Here is a 15,976-nt window from a genome sequence, read left to right as displayed (position 1 = left end):
CCCCATGGAGCCCCTCTTGAGTGATTTAATCCTGGAACAGTGACAGCCACTGATCAGAATCCATAGTTATATTTTTACCATCTTTATCATAAATCGCATCTGCCAGCGCTTGCTTGTGCGACTGCATATCGATGATTTTTTCCTCGACGGTATTCTCACAGATAAACTTATACACGAACACCGGCTTATCCTGGCCGATGCGGTATGCGCGGTCGGTTGCTTGGTTCTCCACTGCGGGATTCCACCAGGGATCGTAATGTATAACCGTATCGGCAGCAGTGAGGTTCAAGCCGACTCCCCCGGCTTTTAGGCTGATCAGGAACACAGGAATATCGCCATTCTGGAAGGCGTCAATCGCTTCCTGGCGCTTGCGCGTGCGCCCGGTCAGTTTTACATAGGGTATTGCCTGTTCTTCCAGGGCAGTTTCAATCTTGCCGAGCATCTCGGTGAACTGGGAGAATAAAAGTACCTTGCGGCCTTCCTCCACCATTTCCGGGAGCATATCCATCAGTGCTTCCAGCTTGGCTGATTGCTTAACTTTTTTTGCCTTCTCTAGTTTGACCAGTCCGGGGTCACAGCAAATTTGTCGCAGCTTTAATAGGGCATCCAGCATCTCGATATGAGATCGGTTGAGCCCTTTCTTTTTCATCAGGTCCCTTACTCGCTTTTCCATCGCCGAACGCACGGTTTCGTAGAGTGCGGCTTGGGCGGTATCGAGAGTAACCCGCTGTATGATTTCTGTCTTTGACGGAAGCTCCGTGGCAACTTCCTGTTTGGTTCGGCGTAAAATAAATGGAGCGATTCTCTGGTTCAGAATTCCCTGTTTATGCTCATTGGCCTGCTTTTCAATGGGATTACGATAAAGGCCGTTAAACCTTTTCTGGCTGTGTAGAAAGCCGGGCATCAGGTAGTCAAACAGTGCCCATAACTCGCCCAAGTGGTTTTCCAGCGGTGTTCCGGTCAGGCATACCTTGTGCTGAGCCGTGAGGGTGCGGAGCAATTGTGCTGCTTTTGATTTTGGATTTTTAATCACCTGGGCTTCATCGAGAATCAAAAGATGAAAGTTATATTCTTTTAATATTTCACTATCCCGCACTATTAGCGGGTAGGTGGTTATAATTAGATCAGATTCTGGAATGAGCGGGAAATCCTCATGCCGATCACTGCCGTGAAGTAATAGTGCTTTTAATGTTGGGGCAAAGCGCTGGGCTTCGTTGAGCCAGTTACCAACCAAGCTGGTGGGTACAACCACCAGGGCGGGGTTTATCAGGCGTCGGCTCTCTTTTTCTTTGAGAATATGAGCCAATCCCTGCAAGGTTTTACCCAGGCCCATATCGTCGGCCAGAATGCCATTCATACCGAGCTTGCGCAGGTGTTGTAGCCATTCAAAACCCGTTTGCTGGTAGGGGCGTAACTGTGCCTTCAGGGCCCTGGGTGGTTTGATACTTTGCGGGCCCTTTTGTAGGTTCTTAGCCAGGGCTTTTAGATCTTTATTGCCCTGCCAAGCTGAATCGGCATTAGGCAGCTCCGGCATAGCAAACCTGGGTACCTTGAGGCTTTGGGATTCGCTGTCATACCACTCCTCTAAAACTGCGAAGAGGTTGTGAAATAGTGCACTGGGTAGACGGATATACTGGTCTGGGCCGAGAGGTACTAATATGTCTTCTTCATCGGTAGCCCCATAACCTGATTCCAAATATTGTAATATTAGTGGGGCCAGGTGAATGGGTTGGCCTTCAATATCTACGGTTGCACTCAGGGAAAACCAGTCATTGGAAGATTGATCTGTTTGCCATTCCCAATCTTCAATTTCGTGTACTTTTAGAGAAAAGTCATCTTCGAATTCAACGATCCAGCCCGCTTCCTCAAGCCTTGGGATGCCCCCATTGAGGAAGTCGTGCCAGCGCTCTATCGGCGTTTGATCGGTTTCGCCATCGGAGAAGAATAGAGTGGGTTCACCGGCTTCGTTAGCACTCAGGCTCCACTGCCACTGCATCAGATCTTTCAGTACAGCGGCTTCGTGATGAAAATTCCGCTCCACTCTATAAAGCTTATTTTCTTGGGGGTAGATATTATTTTCTGGACGATTCTCTGCAAGAATTTCCTCTGCGGGAATTATTACCGGGCCATAATGAATGTGAAAACTGGCCGTATGGGTACTTTCAATCCCGCCCGGATTGGGGATCGATTTTAGGATTAAGACCGGCCGCAATGAATCATTCACTTGTATTACAGGTAGTGATTTTGGAGTGGGTAAATGTTCACTGCCATAATGGTTGTTAAGAAAGATAATAGCATTGCCCATTTCACTTTTAGAAATGGCGGGCATAGTTGTGAAGTCATTTAGAGCCTCACCATCCACCGGACTTATAATAGGACCAATGATGTTTTCTTTGGGGGAAAAATAGCAAGGTGGTTCGGTGGGTATTAGTTTCCAGCCATCGGGGAGGTCAGGCACATCTATTTGCAACTGTGCACTGTTCTTGCTTTCTTCCCAGCTGAGTTCCAGCTTGACCGCTTCACCCCAATTAATCGGGGTTAGAGAATCGATATCACTGAAGAAGCGCTGACTGACCAGTAGGTTTCTCAATAAAAGCGCACCTTCCTCTCCAGATATGGCTTTCCTGAAGAAAGACTGTGAGAGTAGTTGCTGAAGGCCAAAAATCTTCTGGTCAATTTTTGATATGGCAAGGCTGCTGTTAATATGGAAATACTCGCGCTGAGGCTTACCATAGCCACCTTTTTTGAGTGGTCGGGCTGAATAGACATTAACTCTCGCATGCGCAGGACTATATCGATCGTCCCAATCCAAGGTGTACAGCAGGTCTCGCTGTGATGGTGAGTCAAGCACGAGTTCACGCTGTTTTCCCGTAACACTGTTCTGCCATTGTTCCCAGCGAGTATTTTTTGATTCTTGCGAAGAACTCTTCTGCAGTTCATTAACCACTGCCATCAATACAGCAGCAACATGTTTGCAGTTGTACCCCACAGGGCAGGAACATTCGCCATCAATTTCGAATCCCCCCATAACAGGGTCTTCGATTATCTCTATCTGCTGTTTGTAGTGACTGGCATAGGAACCGCTTACCCTTCCGGTGATGGTTTTGCCACCGTGGGACACATTAAATGCCTGAACTTTGCCATTTCGAAAGTAATCTTTTCCTCTAACTAGGCTGTTACTGGGGAGTTGTTGGGAAATATGTCTAAAATCTATGGGGATATTCATTTTCTTTGGAACTGCCTAATACTAGCCGGCTAGCTATTGGGGCTCTATGAGTGTCGTTGGGGCGAATGGTACCTGCTCTCAAATGGGCAGGTAAGCAATCGGAAGCCTGTTGATACCAAACTTCCGATATGCGTATCGGTTAACAGTCCGCTTATTGAGGCAGACTGCTCCGGGACAAAAATTTCTGATACTGAAACGCTGCCCCCAGCATACACAGCCCCACCAACATACAAACGACAATTTTCTGTATCAGTGAGAAGTCCTGCATATCCCACAGTACGATCTTCAGCGCGGCCACAGCAAATAAAAGCAGTGAGAGCTTCAACAGTTTTTGGGTGTCGGGTTTCAGCGTCTGGAACAGCAGCAGCGTCGCATGCACCACCAGGGCAAAAGATATTGCCGGTAGCCACATGGTTTCGAGTAACTGTGCCAGTAGGGCGATATACACCGGGATGGCTGTCAGGTGCAGCACCCACAGATTGAACAGTCTACGACCCGGCCACACGGCTCGACTGGCGAAGAAGCGCCGGTAAACCAATAGCGTAGCAATCCCCAGGGCAGTCAGGTTATATAGTCCCAGTAGCGGCGCCTTGCTGGAATTGGTAACTACTGCAACAACTTGTAATAAGGTAATAAACTCAAATAGGCGCAGGCTCAGCATGTAAAACGGCGTTAGCTGGTTGCGCAGCGGTGCCAGCTTGGGTTTAAAGATATACAGGCTGGCGAAGTACAGTTGGCTCAACAATAGGGCCAGGCCAAAGTCTCGGCTCAGGGCGTAGCTTATAATAAACAACGTTGTCGCGAGATAGTAAAAGGCCAATGGGAAAATTGGCTTGAGTGCCTGGTGTAGAGCCAACTGCCAATCTGGGCCAAGGGGCTTTTGCTGTAACCCTCGACCAATCCATAAGAACCCTGCCAGAGTTATGAGCCCTAAAAGTAGCCCACTCATGGCCATTCCCTGCCAGTTCTCAAACTCTCGCAGTGCACAGCCAAATAGGGCCACAAGGCTTGCGCCCGCAACCAAAATACGCAGCTCCTGTTTCAATAATGCCAGCCGTAGGCGTGAGTAGAGGAGTAGGGCGATAGCACAGGATAGCCACATGGCGATGGGAAAGTAATCGCTGGCTTTATGGAGTACCGTGGGAAGGAAAAATACTGGTAACAACGCATAAAACAGCTTGCGTAAATTGAGAGCCAGGGTAAAGCCGTGGGATTGCATTTCCAGGCGTTGGTAAAGCGCTGCCAGCAGCCACAGGCTGAGGAAGGCTTCTATACCGGCGATTTTTCCATAAGGTATTTGATCGTAGAAATGGAAGTTACCCACAATTGACGCACTCGCCAGCAGCGGGATAAACAGCAGCAGGTAATGGCTGAGCCCCAGCCATTCGCTAAATACTGAACCATTCCGTTGGCCGCGCCAGATCAAAAAGCCCATTGGGAATAGGGCAAGCAACCACATGCCCTGGGGCCAGAAAATTCCGATGGACAACAGAAAGCTGGCCGATAAAAACAGCCCAAAAGCGTTATCCGCGAGAGCGGCTACATCGCGCTCCTTTGGAGTAATTTGGTCGGCACAATGGCGCAACAGGCGGGTGAGTCCAAAGGCAGCCGCACAGAGTGCCAGCCAGTTTCCCCAGCCCGCGTCCGCATTTAACGACAGCAACACTGGAGCGGGCGCAACTCCGCTCGCAACCCAGGCGATCGCTTGCCAAAGCATGGTTAGGCCAGCGATCGCGAGGGCAATGTAACCTTCGCTGCGCACACTGATAAAGCCAAAGCGCGCACCAAGAAAAATCAGGAGTAGCCCTTCAAGGCACCAAACGACGCCTAGTAAAGCCGGGCCGCATAGTGCCAAGATTGCCAGACCCGCCAGTAATCCACCGTGCAACAAGGCCATATTTTGCACTACTCGTGCAGAATCACTGGTGGTGCTGTAACCAAATAGCCGGCGAGAATAGAGCGCGAGGGCGATCCAGGGCAGAAGATTGAGCAGCCATACAACGCCCACGGCCGTAGTGCTCGGGGCCAAGGACCAGCTGATGTGAATAAACAGCACCAGGTTCGCGGCAATAATGACTAAACGCCTCGGCTCCAGGCCCTTGGACTCTATTTCCTCAGTGCTTATCCTTCGCAAGGCGTAGTGAGCAAAGCCATAAAAGAAGCCATGTAATATGAGTAATGGCCCCCAGGTAGCAGCTGTCTCATCCAGGTTTGAGATTGAATACTCAAACATACCGGCGCTCAGAGCCATGGTTACCATCGCAAGCTGCGGCCAGCGTATTTGCCTGGACAGGTGCAGCATGGCGAGAGCGAGTGCCAATAGATAGCTGAGATAGATAACCGCCGAGGGGTCGAAATGATTGGCAATCAAAGGCATGGTGGCCCCCCCGAGGAGGGTCACCATGGACACTACACGCGTTTGAAACAACAGGGCGAGTAAATACGATAGGCCTGTCGTTACCACCAATAGGCCAACCCCAACTGGAATGGGTACCAGCTGATAGTAGGGCCCGGCAAAGTATCCACACAGGTAGAGAAGAATCACCCCAAGCGCAATCAGCCCGGAACCGTAGTCCGCCATATGCGGTATACGCCGGCTAAAAGTCACACCGCCAAAGGTGGTTGCCGCGGCAATCAAAAAGCCCAGGGTAACTTTCCCGGCCGGGCCGAGGTAGGCATTGAAAGAGAGCTGCAACAGGTAAGCAAAGCCAAACACCAGGGCCAGGATACCGGCTGCCGTCATAAAGAATACCGGCGCCTTGCCCTGGCGTTGGTAGTGGCGATAAAAGCCGGCAAGGGGTTCCCAGGCCCGATTGAGAGGTTCCAACGCCGGTGCCAACAGGCTTGTCAGTCCCTCTTGCAGCCATTCGGTGGATACCGGTGGTCTATCGGTTTTTTTGGATGTGGAGTGGACTTGGGAGGGGGTTAGCTGGGGCGGTGCGGCTGCTGTGGATATGGCCGCGGGCTGGATTTGTTCTGATGTCCCAGGAGTTTCAGGGGGCTTACCCATCAGCAGCGTCAGCTCATCTTCCAGTTCTACTACTGCTACAGGCTGTTCTATTTGCCTCCGCTGCAGTTGCGTTTCAAGGGCGGACAGCCTTCGTTCAAAGGTCTCTAAGCGGCGCTGATTGTCCCGCTCAAGCAGGGCGAGTTCCGCGCGTAGCGATAGCAGTTCACTTTCCATAACTTGCTCTTATCGTTTTCATTGAGGCTGTCCTGTGTCTATTCACACAGCAAGTGAGCACTTACAACTCAGGCCTGCTCGGCGTATTCCAGCAGTTTGCCCGAATAACCAAAAGCAAAACCCAGCACGGGCAGAGCCATTTTCACTTCAAACTGGTAAAGCGCGTCGATGATCGCTTTCCCCGCTGAAACTTTAGGCATCAATATCGTGGGAATAGGAAGCTGAAAAATAGACACAGATTGCTGCAGCCACTGCCAGTTGCCTCCCTCTATTGAAACACCAAGTTGGATATTGACCGGTCCGCTGGACTCAATCCAATAGCCGCCTTGTCTAAAGGTTTTTACCGGTTGGAATTCCGACGTCATGGTATGGCCATTGGCAAAGGTGCGCGACCAGAATAGTGTTTCCGGGGAGTGACGAATCTCTACGGAAAAAGGGACCTTGCCTGCTTGAGAGGGGATTCCCAGCTTACCGGCAATTCGACGTCCAATCAGACCAGAAATGCCGGTACCAAACGTGATATCCACTTTGCCGTAGAGACGTCCACCCTGTGTGTGCAGTCGCCGCAAGAGAGGGTTTAACTTATCAAAGTCTTCCCCAAACCAATGGGCGACCGCGTTTTTCACTGGGTATCCCCCAAAGGAATCACAGGCGTTTTGGTTGGTAAGGCATCACGTTTACGCCTTGGGGCGTACAAGCGCCTGCATTGCGCAGTAAATGGTTTTATCACCGTCTTGAAGTAGAACTTCTGAAGACTCAGAAATCACTTGGGACACCATTAGATCAGACACACTAACCACCGCCATCAGTTCCTGCTTACAGCCAGCAATATTGGCGGCATTGGAGATGGTGGAGTCGTAACTGGTTTTGTGTGAGTAGCTTCTCTCTTCTTCGCCCCGGCGGTTGCGTTGAATACTCTGGTAGGCGTCTTTGCCCGCGTCCACGGTATCCCCGATAACCCGGCCCGGCTTAACTTCCAGTTGCATACAGGAAGTGGTGACAAGGGCAAATGCAATAATGGTAAAAATCTTGGGCATCTTTTCTTCTAGCTGTAAAAGTTGTATGAATTTAACCCTAAAAATAGCGATGCTTTTTAAGGAAGGTTACTTCCCAAGCTTTGCAATTTGATCGTTGCTCAGAAGTTGCCTGAGTTTATCCGGGTTAATTTTGTAGGATCTTATGTAGATTCTTTTTGAAGTCAATCGATTATCAAAATCGACCTGTCTGCTTTTTATTCAACATGCCTGTTTAGTATTCAGTTGAATACAGTTTTAACTGCTCGTTCAGCAAGAGAATCGAGAATCACAAGATTAATGTAACTCATTGAAAATAATGAACTTTTTGATTTTTTGATGGGTGCGTTAAAAGTTAATACCCCTCCATTAAAGATCCGTAGCCTAAAAGGGTTCGGTGTCTGCTATAACCAGACTCATTGTGGCTAAATGTTAGGGCCCTTTTATGCACCATGTAGACACTGGAACTATTGCAGTCAGGCATCGCCGCTTGCAGCGACTTGAGAACTTTATTGATGTCGCTTACGCCCTTCTCTTTGTCAACTTCGTTTTATATCTTCCTTCGGGGGAAGATATGGCTTGGACCAAGCTTGAGTTTGGGCTTCTGAGCCTTTTACTGGAACATTCCGAGGAAGTTTTCCGTCTATTTATTGCTGTTGGGCTAACGCTGGTACAGTGGAATCTGACGCATAAATTACTTGGGCCCGTTGAGCAGTCCAACAATGCGCATACGGCCCTGGTGTTATTGCAGCAAGTTGTTGTTTGTTTTTATCTCTATTTTGCGATTAGTGACCCTAAGTTAGTCAGTATTTCGTCCACCGCTGGGCAGAGTATATGCCTTGCGCTATCTGGTTTTATTGGGCTCGCAGGTTGGCAGTATGCTCGCAAGAGGGGATTCGCCAATGCTTCCTTGACTCGTAAAGAAAAAGATAACGTATTCAAGACCGCCACCACAGAGCCTATTGTCGCGCTACTTACTATTGGGCTTGCCTTCATCGGTCCTGTAGTTTGGTCTATGGGCTGGCTGGTTATTCCACTGATATTGGTCGTCATACATAAAAAGATTGGAAAGAAATAAAAAAGCATTCATACGGTGTTGTATACCCATCGTTCAATTATTTTTGGGTAGGCTATTGGATTAGATTGGCTGGGCTCTGGGCTCTGGGCTCTGGGCTCTGGGTTTATGGCTAGCGGCAAAGCCAGGAATCTTTACGGTTCCACCGGCGAACCAGCAACAACCTTCAGAATGAAATAGATTTCTTTTGTTTGATCTTCTTGTTCACTCAGGCTTCTGGTTTCTTATTAATCCTAAATTGGCTTGGGTATAGCTTAGGGTAATAATCCAGCCAGAGTAGATGTGTAAGACGTGAACATAACCATCCAGGGAGTATCCTATAAGAAATTATTCTCCTGAGAGTGTAATGATTTTCGGCTTATTCCGACTAAGGTTGTCAATGCACCCAATTTTACCTTTCCACTGGGGTGTGCATTTTTATACTGAGGATATGATTAGCATGAACGTTCTCCACTTACTCCTACGCTCCCTGTTTGTAACTTCCCTTCTTCTGATCGTGCCCCATGTATCAGCTGGAGAGCCCTTCTCTAAAGAGCGTTTTATGGAGTTGCAGGCTGCCAAGCAACCGGTATTGATTGATGTGCGGGCTGATTGGTGCCCTACCTGTAAGAAGCAGGGGAAGATTCTTGCACAGTTCCAGAAGGACAACCCCCAATGTGGCCTGATAATTCTAAATGTGGATTTCGACCAACAAAAAAAGTGGGTCAAGCATTTCCGCGCACCCCGGCAGTCGACCCTACTGCTCTACCGTGGGGAAGAGCAGGTCTGGTTTAGTGTTGCCGAAACACGCGCCGATGTGATCCGTCAGAATATCTTTGATTCCGTGAAGGCGTGTAGCGAAAATGCTTGAACTCGGTGCTATCCCCCTAGCGCTAATTGCAGGCACGCTCAGTATTCTCTCGCCCTGCGTTTGGCCACTAGTGCCAATGGTTGTCGGCGCTTCCAGCAGCGCTGGGCGCTGGGGGCCTTATGCGCTGGCCACCGGGCTCAGCCTGTCGTTCGCCCTGGCAGGCACGGTGCTGAGTTTCTTACTGATCTCTTTGGGGTTGGACCCTGAGCTCTTCCGCTATATTGCAGCGATCCTGCTTGTCGCTGTTGCCCTTGTGCTATTGATAAAGCCGCTTTCCAACTGGTTGACACTACGTCTATCAAAAATCACCGCAGGGGCGGGAATTACCGGTGATGGTGCCTGGGCAGGGCAGTTTGGTATCGGCTTCCTCACCGGAATCATCTGGTTGCCCTGTGTAGGCCCCACCCTGGGTGCGGCTATTGCGCTGGCCTCTATGGGCCAGCAGTTGGGCCAGTCGTTTATGGTGATGTTCGCTTTCGGACTGGGCACTGGCGCAGCGCTCCTAGTGGCAGGAGGGTTGTCACGGAAAATCTACAGTCGCCTGTCGCCCTCCGTTGGAGCTTTTGCCATTGGAGGCAAAACGGCGCTCGGCATTATCCTTTTGCTGCTCGGTATTATGGTACTGAGTGGGTTCGATAAGGTTCTGGAGACCTGGGCGTTGAATTGGATTCCTGAATGGAGTCTCAACTTTTGACGGTACCCTGTCCTAACTCAGCGAGTGTTATAGCGGAATTGACTCACTAAGGAAAAGAGTGTCCTTTAAACGCAGGAATAAGCTGTAGCCCAAAGCCGCTGAAGGAAATCTTGCAGCGCTCGGAGGGAGTGTAAATTAGCGTAATAGTTTGAGAAAAAGCCCCAGCAAGCTGTATTTACTGGGGCTTTTTTTATCTTCCAGAAAGCAATATGGACATTGCAACAGGTCGTGTGATTTTATGATTGGGTGCTTAAGGTCTTTTTAATTTCCCGTTATTGGCCTGGAGAGGTTCAGATTTGATTGCACAGAACCAGTTTTTTAACCGGTATTCTGTCAACTCAAATCTGAACCACTGCAGCTTACGGTTGATAAGGGGGGTAATCGGTGTAGCCCTTGTCGGTACCGCCATACATGGTATTCGGATCAACTGGATTGAGTGGCCACTCATTGCGGATACGTTCAGGAAGATCCGGGTTGGCAATAAATGGGCGACCAAAGCCAAAGATATCTCCGTTACCTGCCTGCATTACGCGCAAGGCTTTTTCCGGAGAATATTTGCCCGCGTACATAATGCGCCCGCTAAAAGTTTCGCGCACTTCCTGATAGAAGTTCTCGGGAAGATCTGGAGCCTGATCCCAATCCGCCTCCGCCAGTGATAGATAGGCAATACCCGCATCGCTTAGCAGCTTGATGGCCTCGATATAAGTTGTGTGTGGATCGCTTTCGACCAGTCCAAGATAGACACGGTCCTCATCGGTACTTTCAAATAGCGGAGCAAAACGAACACCCAGTCGATCGCTACCGACTTCTTCTGATACCGCCGCAACAATTTCTTTGAGAAAGCGCAACCGGTTCTCCAGGCTGCCGCCGTACTGATCGTCGCGCTGATTGGTATGCTCGGAAATAAACTGGTTCACCAAGTAACCGTTGGCACAGTGCAGCTCAATGCCGTCGAAACCGGCTTCCAACGCATTACGCGCTGCCTGAGCATAGAGCTGAACCAGTGCTTTAACTTCTTCTGTCGTCAGCGCGCGGGGCTCACTGGGGTCAGCCAAAGCGCCTTCTCCTGGCCCTGTCTCGATAAATACCTTAACCGCATCTGCACGGATTGCAGACGGTGCTACCGGTGCCTCGCCGCCCGGCTGTAGTGAGGTGTGGGATACACGCCCTACATGCCAAAGTTGAGCAAAGATGATACCGCCTCGGTCGTGCACGGCTTTGGTCACTTTTTTCCAGCCCTCGACCTGCTCCTGAGAATAGATACCGGGCGTCCAAGCGTAGCCCTGGCCCCTGGGTTCGATTTGTGTGCCCTCTGTGACCATAAAGCCGGCTCCTGCGCGCTGTGCGTAGTAGCCAGCCATCAGGTCATTAGCAATGTTGCCGGGTTGGGTACTGCGCGACCGGGTCAGTGGCGGCAGCACAATACGATTTTTCAGGGTATAAGGGCCCAGGTTGATCTCACTGAATAGTGACTCGTTTTTCATAATGACCTTCCTGTTAAAAACTGATTGCAGCGAGTATTTAAAAAAGACAGAGATAAGCAACAACAACGATAGGGGCTACTGAATAGCCCCAGCCAAATTTGATGGTGCCTTGCGATGGTGGGAATAATAGAGAGGCAAGGATACAATTTGAAACAACTGCTCCTTGTCTTGGTTACAATTATGAATGGTATAAGCCGGCTGGACCTCAAACAGCTACGTATTCTGGAAGCGCTACTGCAAGAGAGAAATCTGTCGCGAGTCGCCGAAAAGGTGGGGCTGACTCAACAAGCGATCAGTGAACAACTGCGCAAGTTGAGAGAAGTCTTTGATGATCGGCTGTTTATTCGGCAAGGGAACGGCATGGTACCCACCCCCGTTGCTGAACAGCTGGGCGGCAGGATCAGCAGCATACTGAAGGATATAGAGTCTTTACTAACCCCAATAACGTTTGATCCGGCAACCTATAAAGGCATTTTTAGTATCAGCGCTACGGATTACGCCATTCAATCGGTATTACCCCAGCTTCTGGAGGTTGTGTGTCAATCGGCACCGGAACTGAAAGTGATCGTCAGGGATTTTGAAACGGATAACCTGAATCAGTTGATGGTCGCTGGCGAGATTGATTTAGCGCTCACCTTCCCGGACTTCATCCCCGATAACTTGCCATACAAACTATTATTTGAAGAGCAACATGTCTGTATTGCCGGAAAAAAATCCCCTTTGAAGGGTAAGTCATTAACTTTGGCTGACGTAGCCGAACTTCCTCAATTGATTATTTCGCCTTCACGGGCAAACCTGAGAGGCTCTCACGATGAATGGTTTGCGATGCAAGGGCTGAAACGGAATATTGTTATGTCTGTACCTTGCTTTTCAGCCGCACCAGATATTATTGCCGCAACCGACACAATAGCTTTTTACCCCTCAAGATTACTGCCCAATAAAAAAGTGATTCCTCTCAACCTGGAAACCCAAACACCAAAATTTGAAGTTATTGTCGCCTGGCATAGTCGATCGAATCATAGCCCGCTTCATATGTGGGTAGTTGAACAGCTTATGAAACTTTTTAAGTAGCTATTTGATTTCTTTAATGAGCTATAGAGGTATACATGAGGGTGGTATTTTGAATTGAATCGTGGCGGGGCAATAAGATGGTTTATAAATAACCATCTTATTTTTGAAAATAAAATAGGCTGTATCCCTATTCCCGTAAGAATAACTCAGCCACTTCTTTTTTAGCGGCAACAACATAGGTAATCATTAGGTTTTCCTGATTAATATCAGTCAAGTAATCGATATCCCTATGCACTTCTCTCAAGACAGAAAAGTTGCCAGTGCTGAGATCGTATGACCACAATTGATTATCCCGATTGATGGAGTAAATCATATTCTCTTTGATTACAAACCTTTTCTCACTGCCCTGATGAACCAGCGCTTCGATTAGCTGGTCTTCCGCAGGGCCGGGCTGCCAGAAGCGGTTCATATGATCCATATAGATCAGCCGTCCATCTTCGCTTCGTTGGGCCCAGTTAACTTGGGTATCGTCGATAATGCTAATTTCAAGATTATCCAAGTTTACTTCTGCAAACTTGGTAACGCCTTTAACCGTTAAAGTTAACAGTGCGAGGTTACTCACACTATCCCACTGGAAAAGTCGGTCAACTGGGTGCGCTAGTGAGAAAGCTTCTCTGCTACCGTCTAGGGAGATTTTAGAAAGTACCTGATTGGCGCTCACCAGTATGCTTTGGCCGTCGGCAGACCAGCTTATACCGTAGATATTGGTATCCATGGGGAAGCGGGTGAGTTGCTGTAAATCACTGCCATCAGCTATCCATACCTGGTCCTCACCAGAGCGCCTGGATGTAAATGCAATCAAATTACCATTGGGTTGGAAAATGCCATCATCTTCTCCCAAAATCGATCGTGTTGTGCTTGGGTAGAGTTCTCTAACATCCTCCTCCGAAGGCGTATTGATTGATTCAGGCTGGTTAAGCGGTATTGATGCAATATCACTATCGTATCGGCCCTTAATGAGAAGTGCCCTCTGCCCATTGGGGTGGAAATCAGGTGTGCTGGCAGATTGATCCAAGGGCAAATCAAGCTTACTGACTTTTCCATCGTAAGTAAGAGAGAAAAGTCGTCGCCCTGTGCTAAAGATTAACGCATCTTTAAGCGGCGAAAAGTTAGGGGATAGAGTCCTGCGCTGAGGGATTTCATCCGGATAGTCGATCGGGTGGCTGGATAAAAGCGCTCCCTTGGAATCCAGTATATCGATATAAAGCTGGCCATCTTGGTGATGACTGGTTACAGCTATTAATCCATCTGTGATTGAGTAATCAAAGTAGGCCAGGTTTCCATTTTCCAGGTCATAAAGAACCCGACTGGTATTATCCCTGACTGAATAGTTGATCAACCGCCAACGGTTAGACTCTTTATGCAAAATAGCGAGATCATTGTTATTTAACCATACCGGGTTCTTAATGGCCGAGTTCTTACAGCGCATTAATACAGTTGGCTTCTGTGGGCTGACTAATGCCTTTTGAAAATCCAGGCTTACCAGGTTGTAACAGGTATTTTGGGTTAGCGGTATGGTGCAGTCTTCTTCGGAAATAAATACCAGTTTCTTGCCGTCTGGTGATAGTGTATGGCGGCCATAAGTGCCCCATTCTGGAGTTAACTCCGTTTCCTTCTGGGTATGAATATTCCTGGCCCAGATTTTATTAACGCAGAGCTTATCTAAATAACGATTAAAAATAATATATTCACCGTCAGGTGAATAAGAGGGGCTGAACTCTTTGCGGTCAGTTGCGGTGACTGCCTGTAATCGATCAAATACAAGCTGAGAATTTTGTTCGGGTGGAGAGTGTCTAAATACAACAAATACTAATAATACCAACCCGACAAGCGCAAAGATTGGAAATCGATTTGGTTTGATCGTCTGGGTTTGGTGGTTCGGATTAACCGGTTTTATCTCTATTTCATGCTTAGGGGAAGTGGGGGAGGGGGGGGCCTCTTTCGGTGCTGTATTATCCTGCGGAATAGAATCACCGTCTTGCCAAACAATATCGCATTCCAGGCTATAACCCTGTTTGGCGTGGGTTCTAATATAAGACTGCTGTTTCCGGTCCTCCCCAAAGGTTTTTCTAAGCTGCGCAATACTTCTTTGCAGCGTATTGGGTGTGACTATTGTATCCGGCCAGACCTCAGACAGTAGCTCATCCTGGCTCACCACCTTTCGCTGATGCTTTGCCAAGTGGGTTAAGACAGCAAGGGCTTTTGGGGGGATCGTTTGCGATTGCTCACTTCGGGTGATCTGGTTTCTGGATAAATCAATAAAGAAGTCACCCACCCAATATTGTGAAGCCATTGATGTATCTACCTGAACAAAATTTGAGCTGAATTTTGGCAATGGATACTAGCATAAACCCGGATTACAGCTAAAGCAGACTTTGTAAGTTATTGATAAATAAGCACTTTATAGTGACAGAACAAAGTCATCCAAAAGTCAGGAGCAATTCAGGCCTTTCACCGGCTTGCTGTTTAAATTGAACGCTTCTACGACCACAGGTAACGGTATAAATACTGATATGAAAAAACGTTTACTAGTCGCCTTTCTTTTGTTGCTACCTATCACTGCGCTTAAAGCCGGTGAGCATAAGGCCCTGGAGTTATCCACAATCCAAGTGATCCCCATTCAGGACTCCAGCAATAACCGAGAATACGAGCTGTATATCAAGCTGCCTGAGAAATATGAGGAGAGTGACACCAAAAAGCATCCGGTCATTTATTATACAGATGCTTTATGGGCGGTTGAGATACTATCGGCCACTACTGAATACGCACTGGAAGATGCCATTTTGGTGGGCATTGGCTGGCGGAAAGGTATGCCAGCTGATGAAAATGAATGGTCGAGTCGATATCGGGACTTTAAACCAGCACTACCCTCAGATAATAAAGATAACGATAAAGAATCCTATAAAGGAGAGGCCCATCAGCATCTCGCTTTTATAAGAAATGACGTTATAAAGTATATCGAAAGAAATTACCGCGCAAATCCAGATAACCGCACTTATTTCGGTTACTCATTCGGGGGGCTCTTTGGGGTTTATGCCTTAATAAGCCAACCGGATACTTTTCAAAACTATATTATCGGTAGCCCGTCAAGATTGATAGGCACTTATATGGATTCCCGACTTGAATCAGAGCCTAACAAACCATTGATGGAACTACCCAAGCAAACAAACGTATTTATTGCTTACGGAGAATTAGAGAAGGAGCTGGGCGTAACGGTAGAAAGGTTTGTTAGTGAGTTAAAGGACCAAAAATTGGCTAACTTAACTCTGGAGCCGGCAGTTATCGAATCGGCGAATCACACTACCGCATTCCCAAAGACATCCGTTCGCAGTATCTATTGGCTTGCCGAAAAGCTAAGAGATTAAACGACAATATATCG

The 15,976-nt window shown here is 48.3% G+C and carries 11 protein-coding genes; 5 read left to right on the top strand and 6 right to left on the bottom strand.

The window, feature by feature from the left end:
* Window positions 1-25 precede the first annotated feature (25 nt).
* The 4 genes from ACCI51_RS01085 to ACCI51_RS01070 form a co-directional block, all read right to left on the bottom strand.
* Window positions 26-3,226 (bottom strand): DEAD/DEAH box helicase, encoded by a 3,201-nt coding sequence (locus ACCI51_RS01085; RefSeq protein WP_371842291.1) that lies wholly within the window; start codon window positions 3,224-3,226, stop codon window positions 26-28.
* 151 nt (window positions 3,227-3,377) lie between these two features.
* A complete protein-coding gene (locus tag ACCI51_RS01080; RefSeq protein WP_371842290.1) occupies window positions 3,378-6,410 on the bottom strand; it encodes a DUF2339 domain-containing protein in 3,033 nt (1,010 codons plus the stop codon).
* Between the two features lie 68 nt (window positions 6,411-6,478).
* Entirely contained in the window at window positions 6,479-7,036 is a 558-nt protein-coding gene (locus ACCI51_RS01075) for a DUF4166 domain-containing protein (RefSeq protein ID WP_371842289.1), read from the bottom strand.
* Between the two features lie 51 nt (window positions 7,037-7,087).
* Window positions 7,088-7,447 (bottom strand): hypothetical protein, encoded by a 360-nt coding sequence (locus tag ACCI51_RS01070; protein ID WP_371842288.1) that lies wholly within the window; start codon window positions 7,445-7,447, stop codon window positions 7,088-7,090.
* A 421-nt stretch (window positions 7,448-7,868) separates the two neighbouring features.
* Between ACCI51_RS01070 and ACCI51_RS01065 the strand changes: the two genes are divergently transcribed.
* The 3 genes from ACCI51_RS01065 (at window position 7,869) to ACCI51_RS01055 (ending at window position 10,042) form a co-directional block, all read left to right on the top strand.
* Window positions 7,869-8,501, top strand: coding sequence for a hypothetical protein (locus ACCI51_RS01065; RefSeq protein WP_299579557.1), 633 nt, complete (start codon window positions 7,869-7,871; stop codon window positions 8,499-8,501).
* Window positions 8,502-8,937: 436 nt separating this feature from the next.
* The gene (locus ACCI51_RS01060; protein WP_371842287.1) at window positions 8,938-9,348 is read left to right on the top strand and encodes a thioredoxin family protein; all 411 of its coding nucleotides are present in this window, start codon (window positions 8,938-8,940) and stop codon (window positions 9,346-9,348) included.
* Window positions 9,341-10,042, top strand: a complete 702-nt coding sequence (locus ACCI51_RS01055; RefSeq protein WP_299579551.1) for a cytochrome c biogenesis CcdA family protein — start codon at window positions 9,341-9,343, stop codon at window positions 10,040-10,042. The genes ACCI51_RS01060 and ACCI51_RS01055 overlap by 8 nt, the downstream gene beginning before the upstream one ends.
* 359 nt (window positions 10,043-10,401) lie before the next feature.
* Here ACCI51_RS01055 and ACCI51_RS01050 read toward each other — a convergent pair whose 3' ends face one another.
* Window positions 10,402-11,526, bottom strand: coding sequence for an alkene reductase (locus ACCI51_RS01050; protein ID WP_371842286.1), 1,125 nt, complete (start codon window positions 11,524-11,526; stop codon window positions 10,402-10,404).
* A 147-nt stretch (window positions 11,527-11,673) separates the two neighbouring features.
* On the opposite strand from ACCI51_RS01050, the gene ACCI51_RS01045 reads away from it, so the two are divergent.
* Window positions 11,674-12,597 carry a LysR family transcriptional regulator gene (locus tag ACCI51_RS01045; RefSeq protein ID WP_299579545.1) on the top strand — a complete coding sequence of 308 codons (924 nt, stop codon included), beginning with the start codon at window positions 11,674-11,676 and terminating at the stop codon, window positions 12,595-12,597.
* A gap of 127 nt (window positions 12,598-12,724) precedes the next feature.
* On the opposite strand, the gene ACCI51_RS01040 is transcribed toward ACCI51_RS01045, so the two are convergent.
* Complete coding sequence (locus ACCI51_RS01040) at window positions 12,725-14,932, bottom strand: winged helix-turn-helix domain-containing protein (RefSeq protein ID WP_371842285.1); 2,208 nt, start codon at window positions 14,930-14,932, stop codon at window positions 12,725-12,727.
* A gap of 178 nt (window positions 14,933-15,110) precedes the next feature.
* On the opposite strand from ACCI51_RS01040, the gene ACCI51_RS01035 reads away from it, so the two are divergent.
* On the top strand, window positions 15,111-15,962 hold the full coding sequence (locus tag ACCI51_RS01035) for an alpha/beta hydrolase (protein ID WP_371842284.1): 852 nt from the start codon (window positions 15,111-15,113) through the stop codon (window positions 15,960-15,962).
* The last annotated feature ends 14 nt before the right edge of the window (window positions 15,963-15,976 follow it).

The organism is Microbulbifer echini (assembly GCF_041447225.1).
GTDB lineage: Bacteria > Pseudomonadota > Gammaproteobacteria > Pseudomonadales > Cellvibrionaceae > Microbulbifer > Microbulbifer echini.
This window is presented reverse-complemented; position numbering and strand designations above follow the sequence as displayed.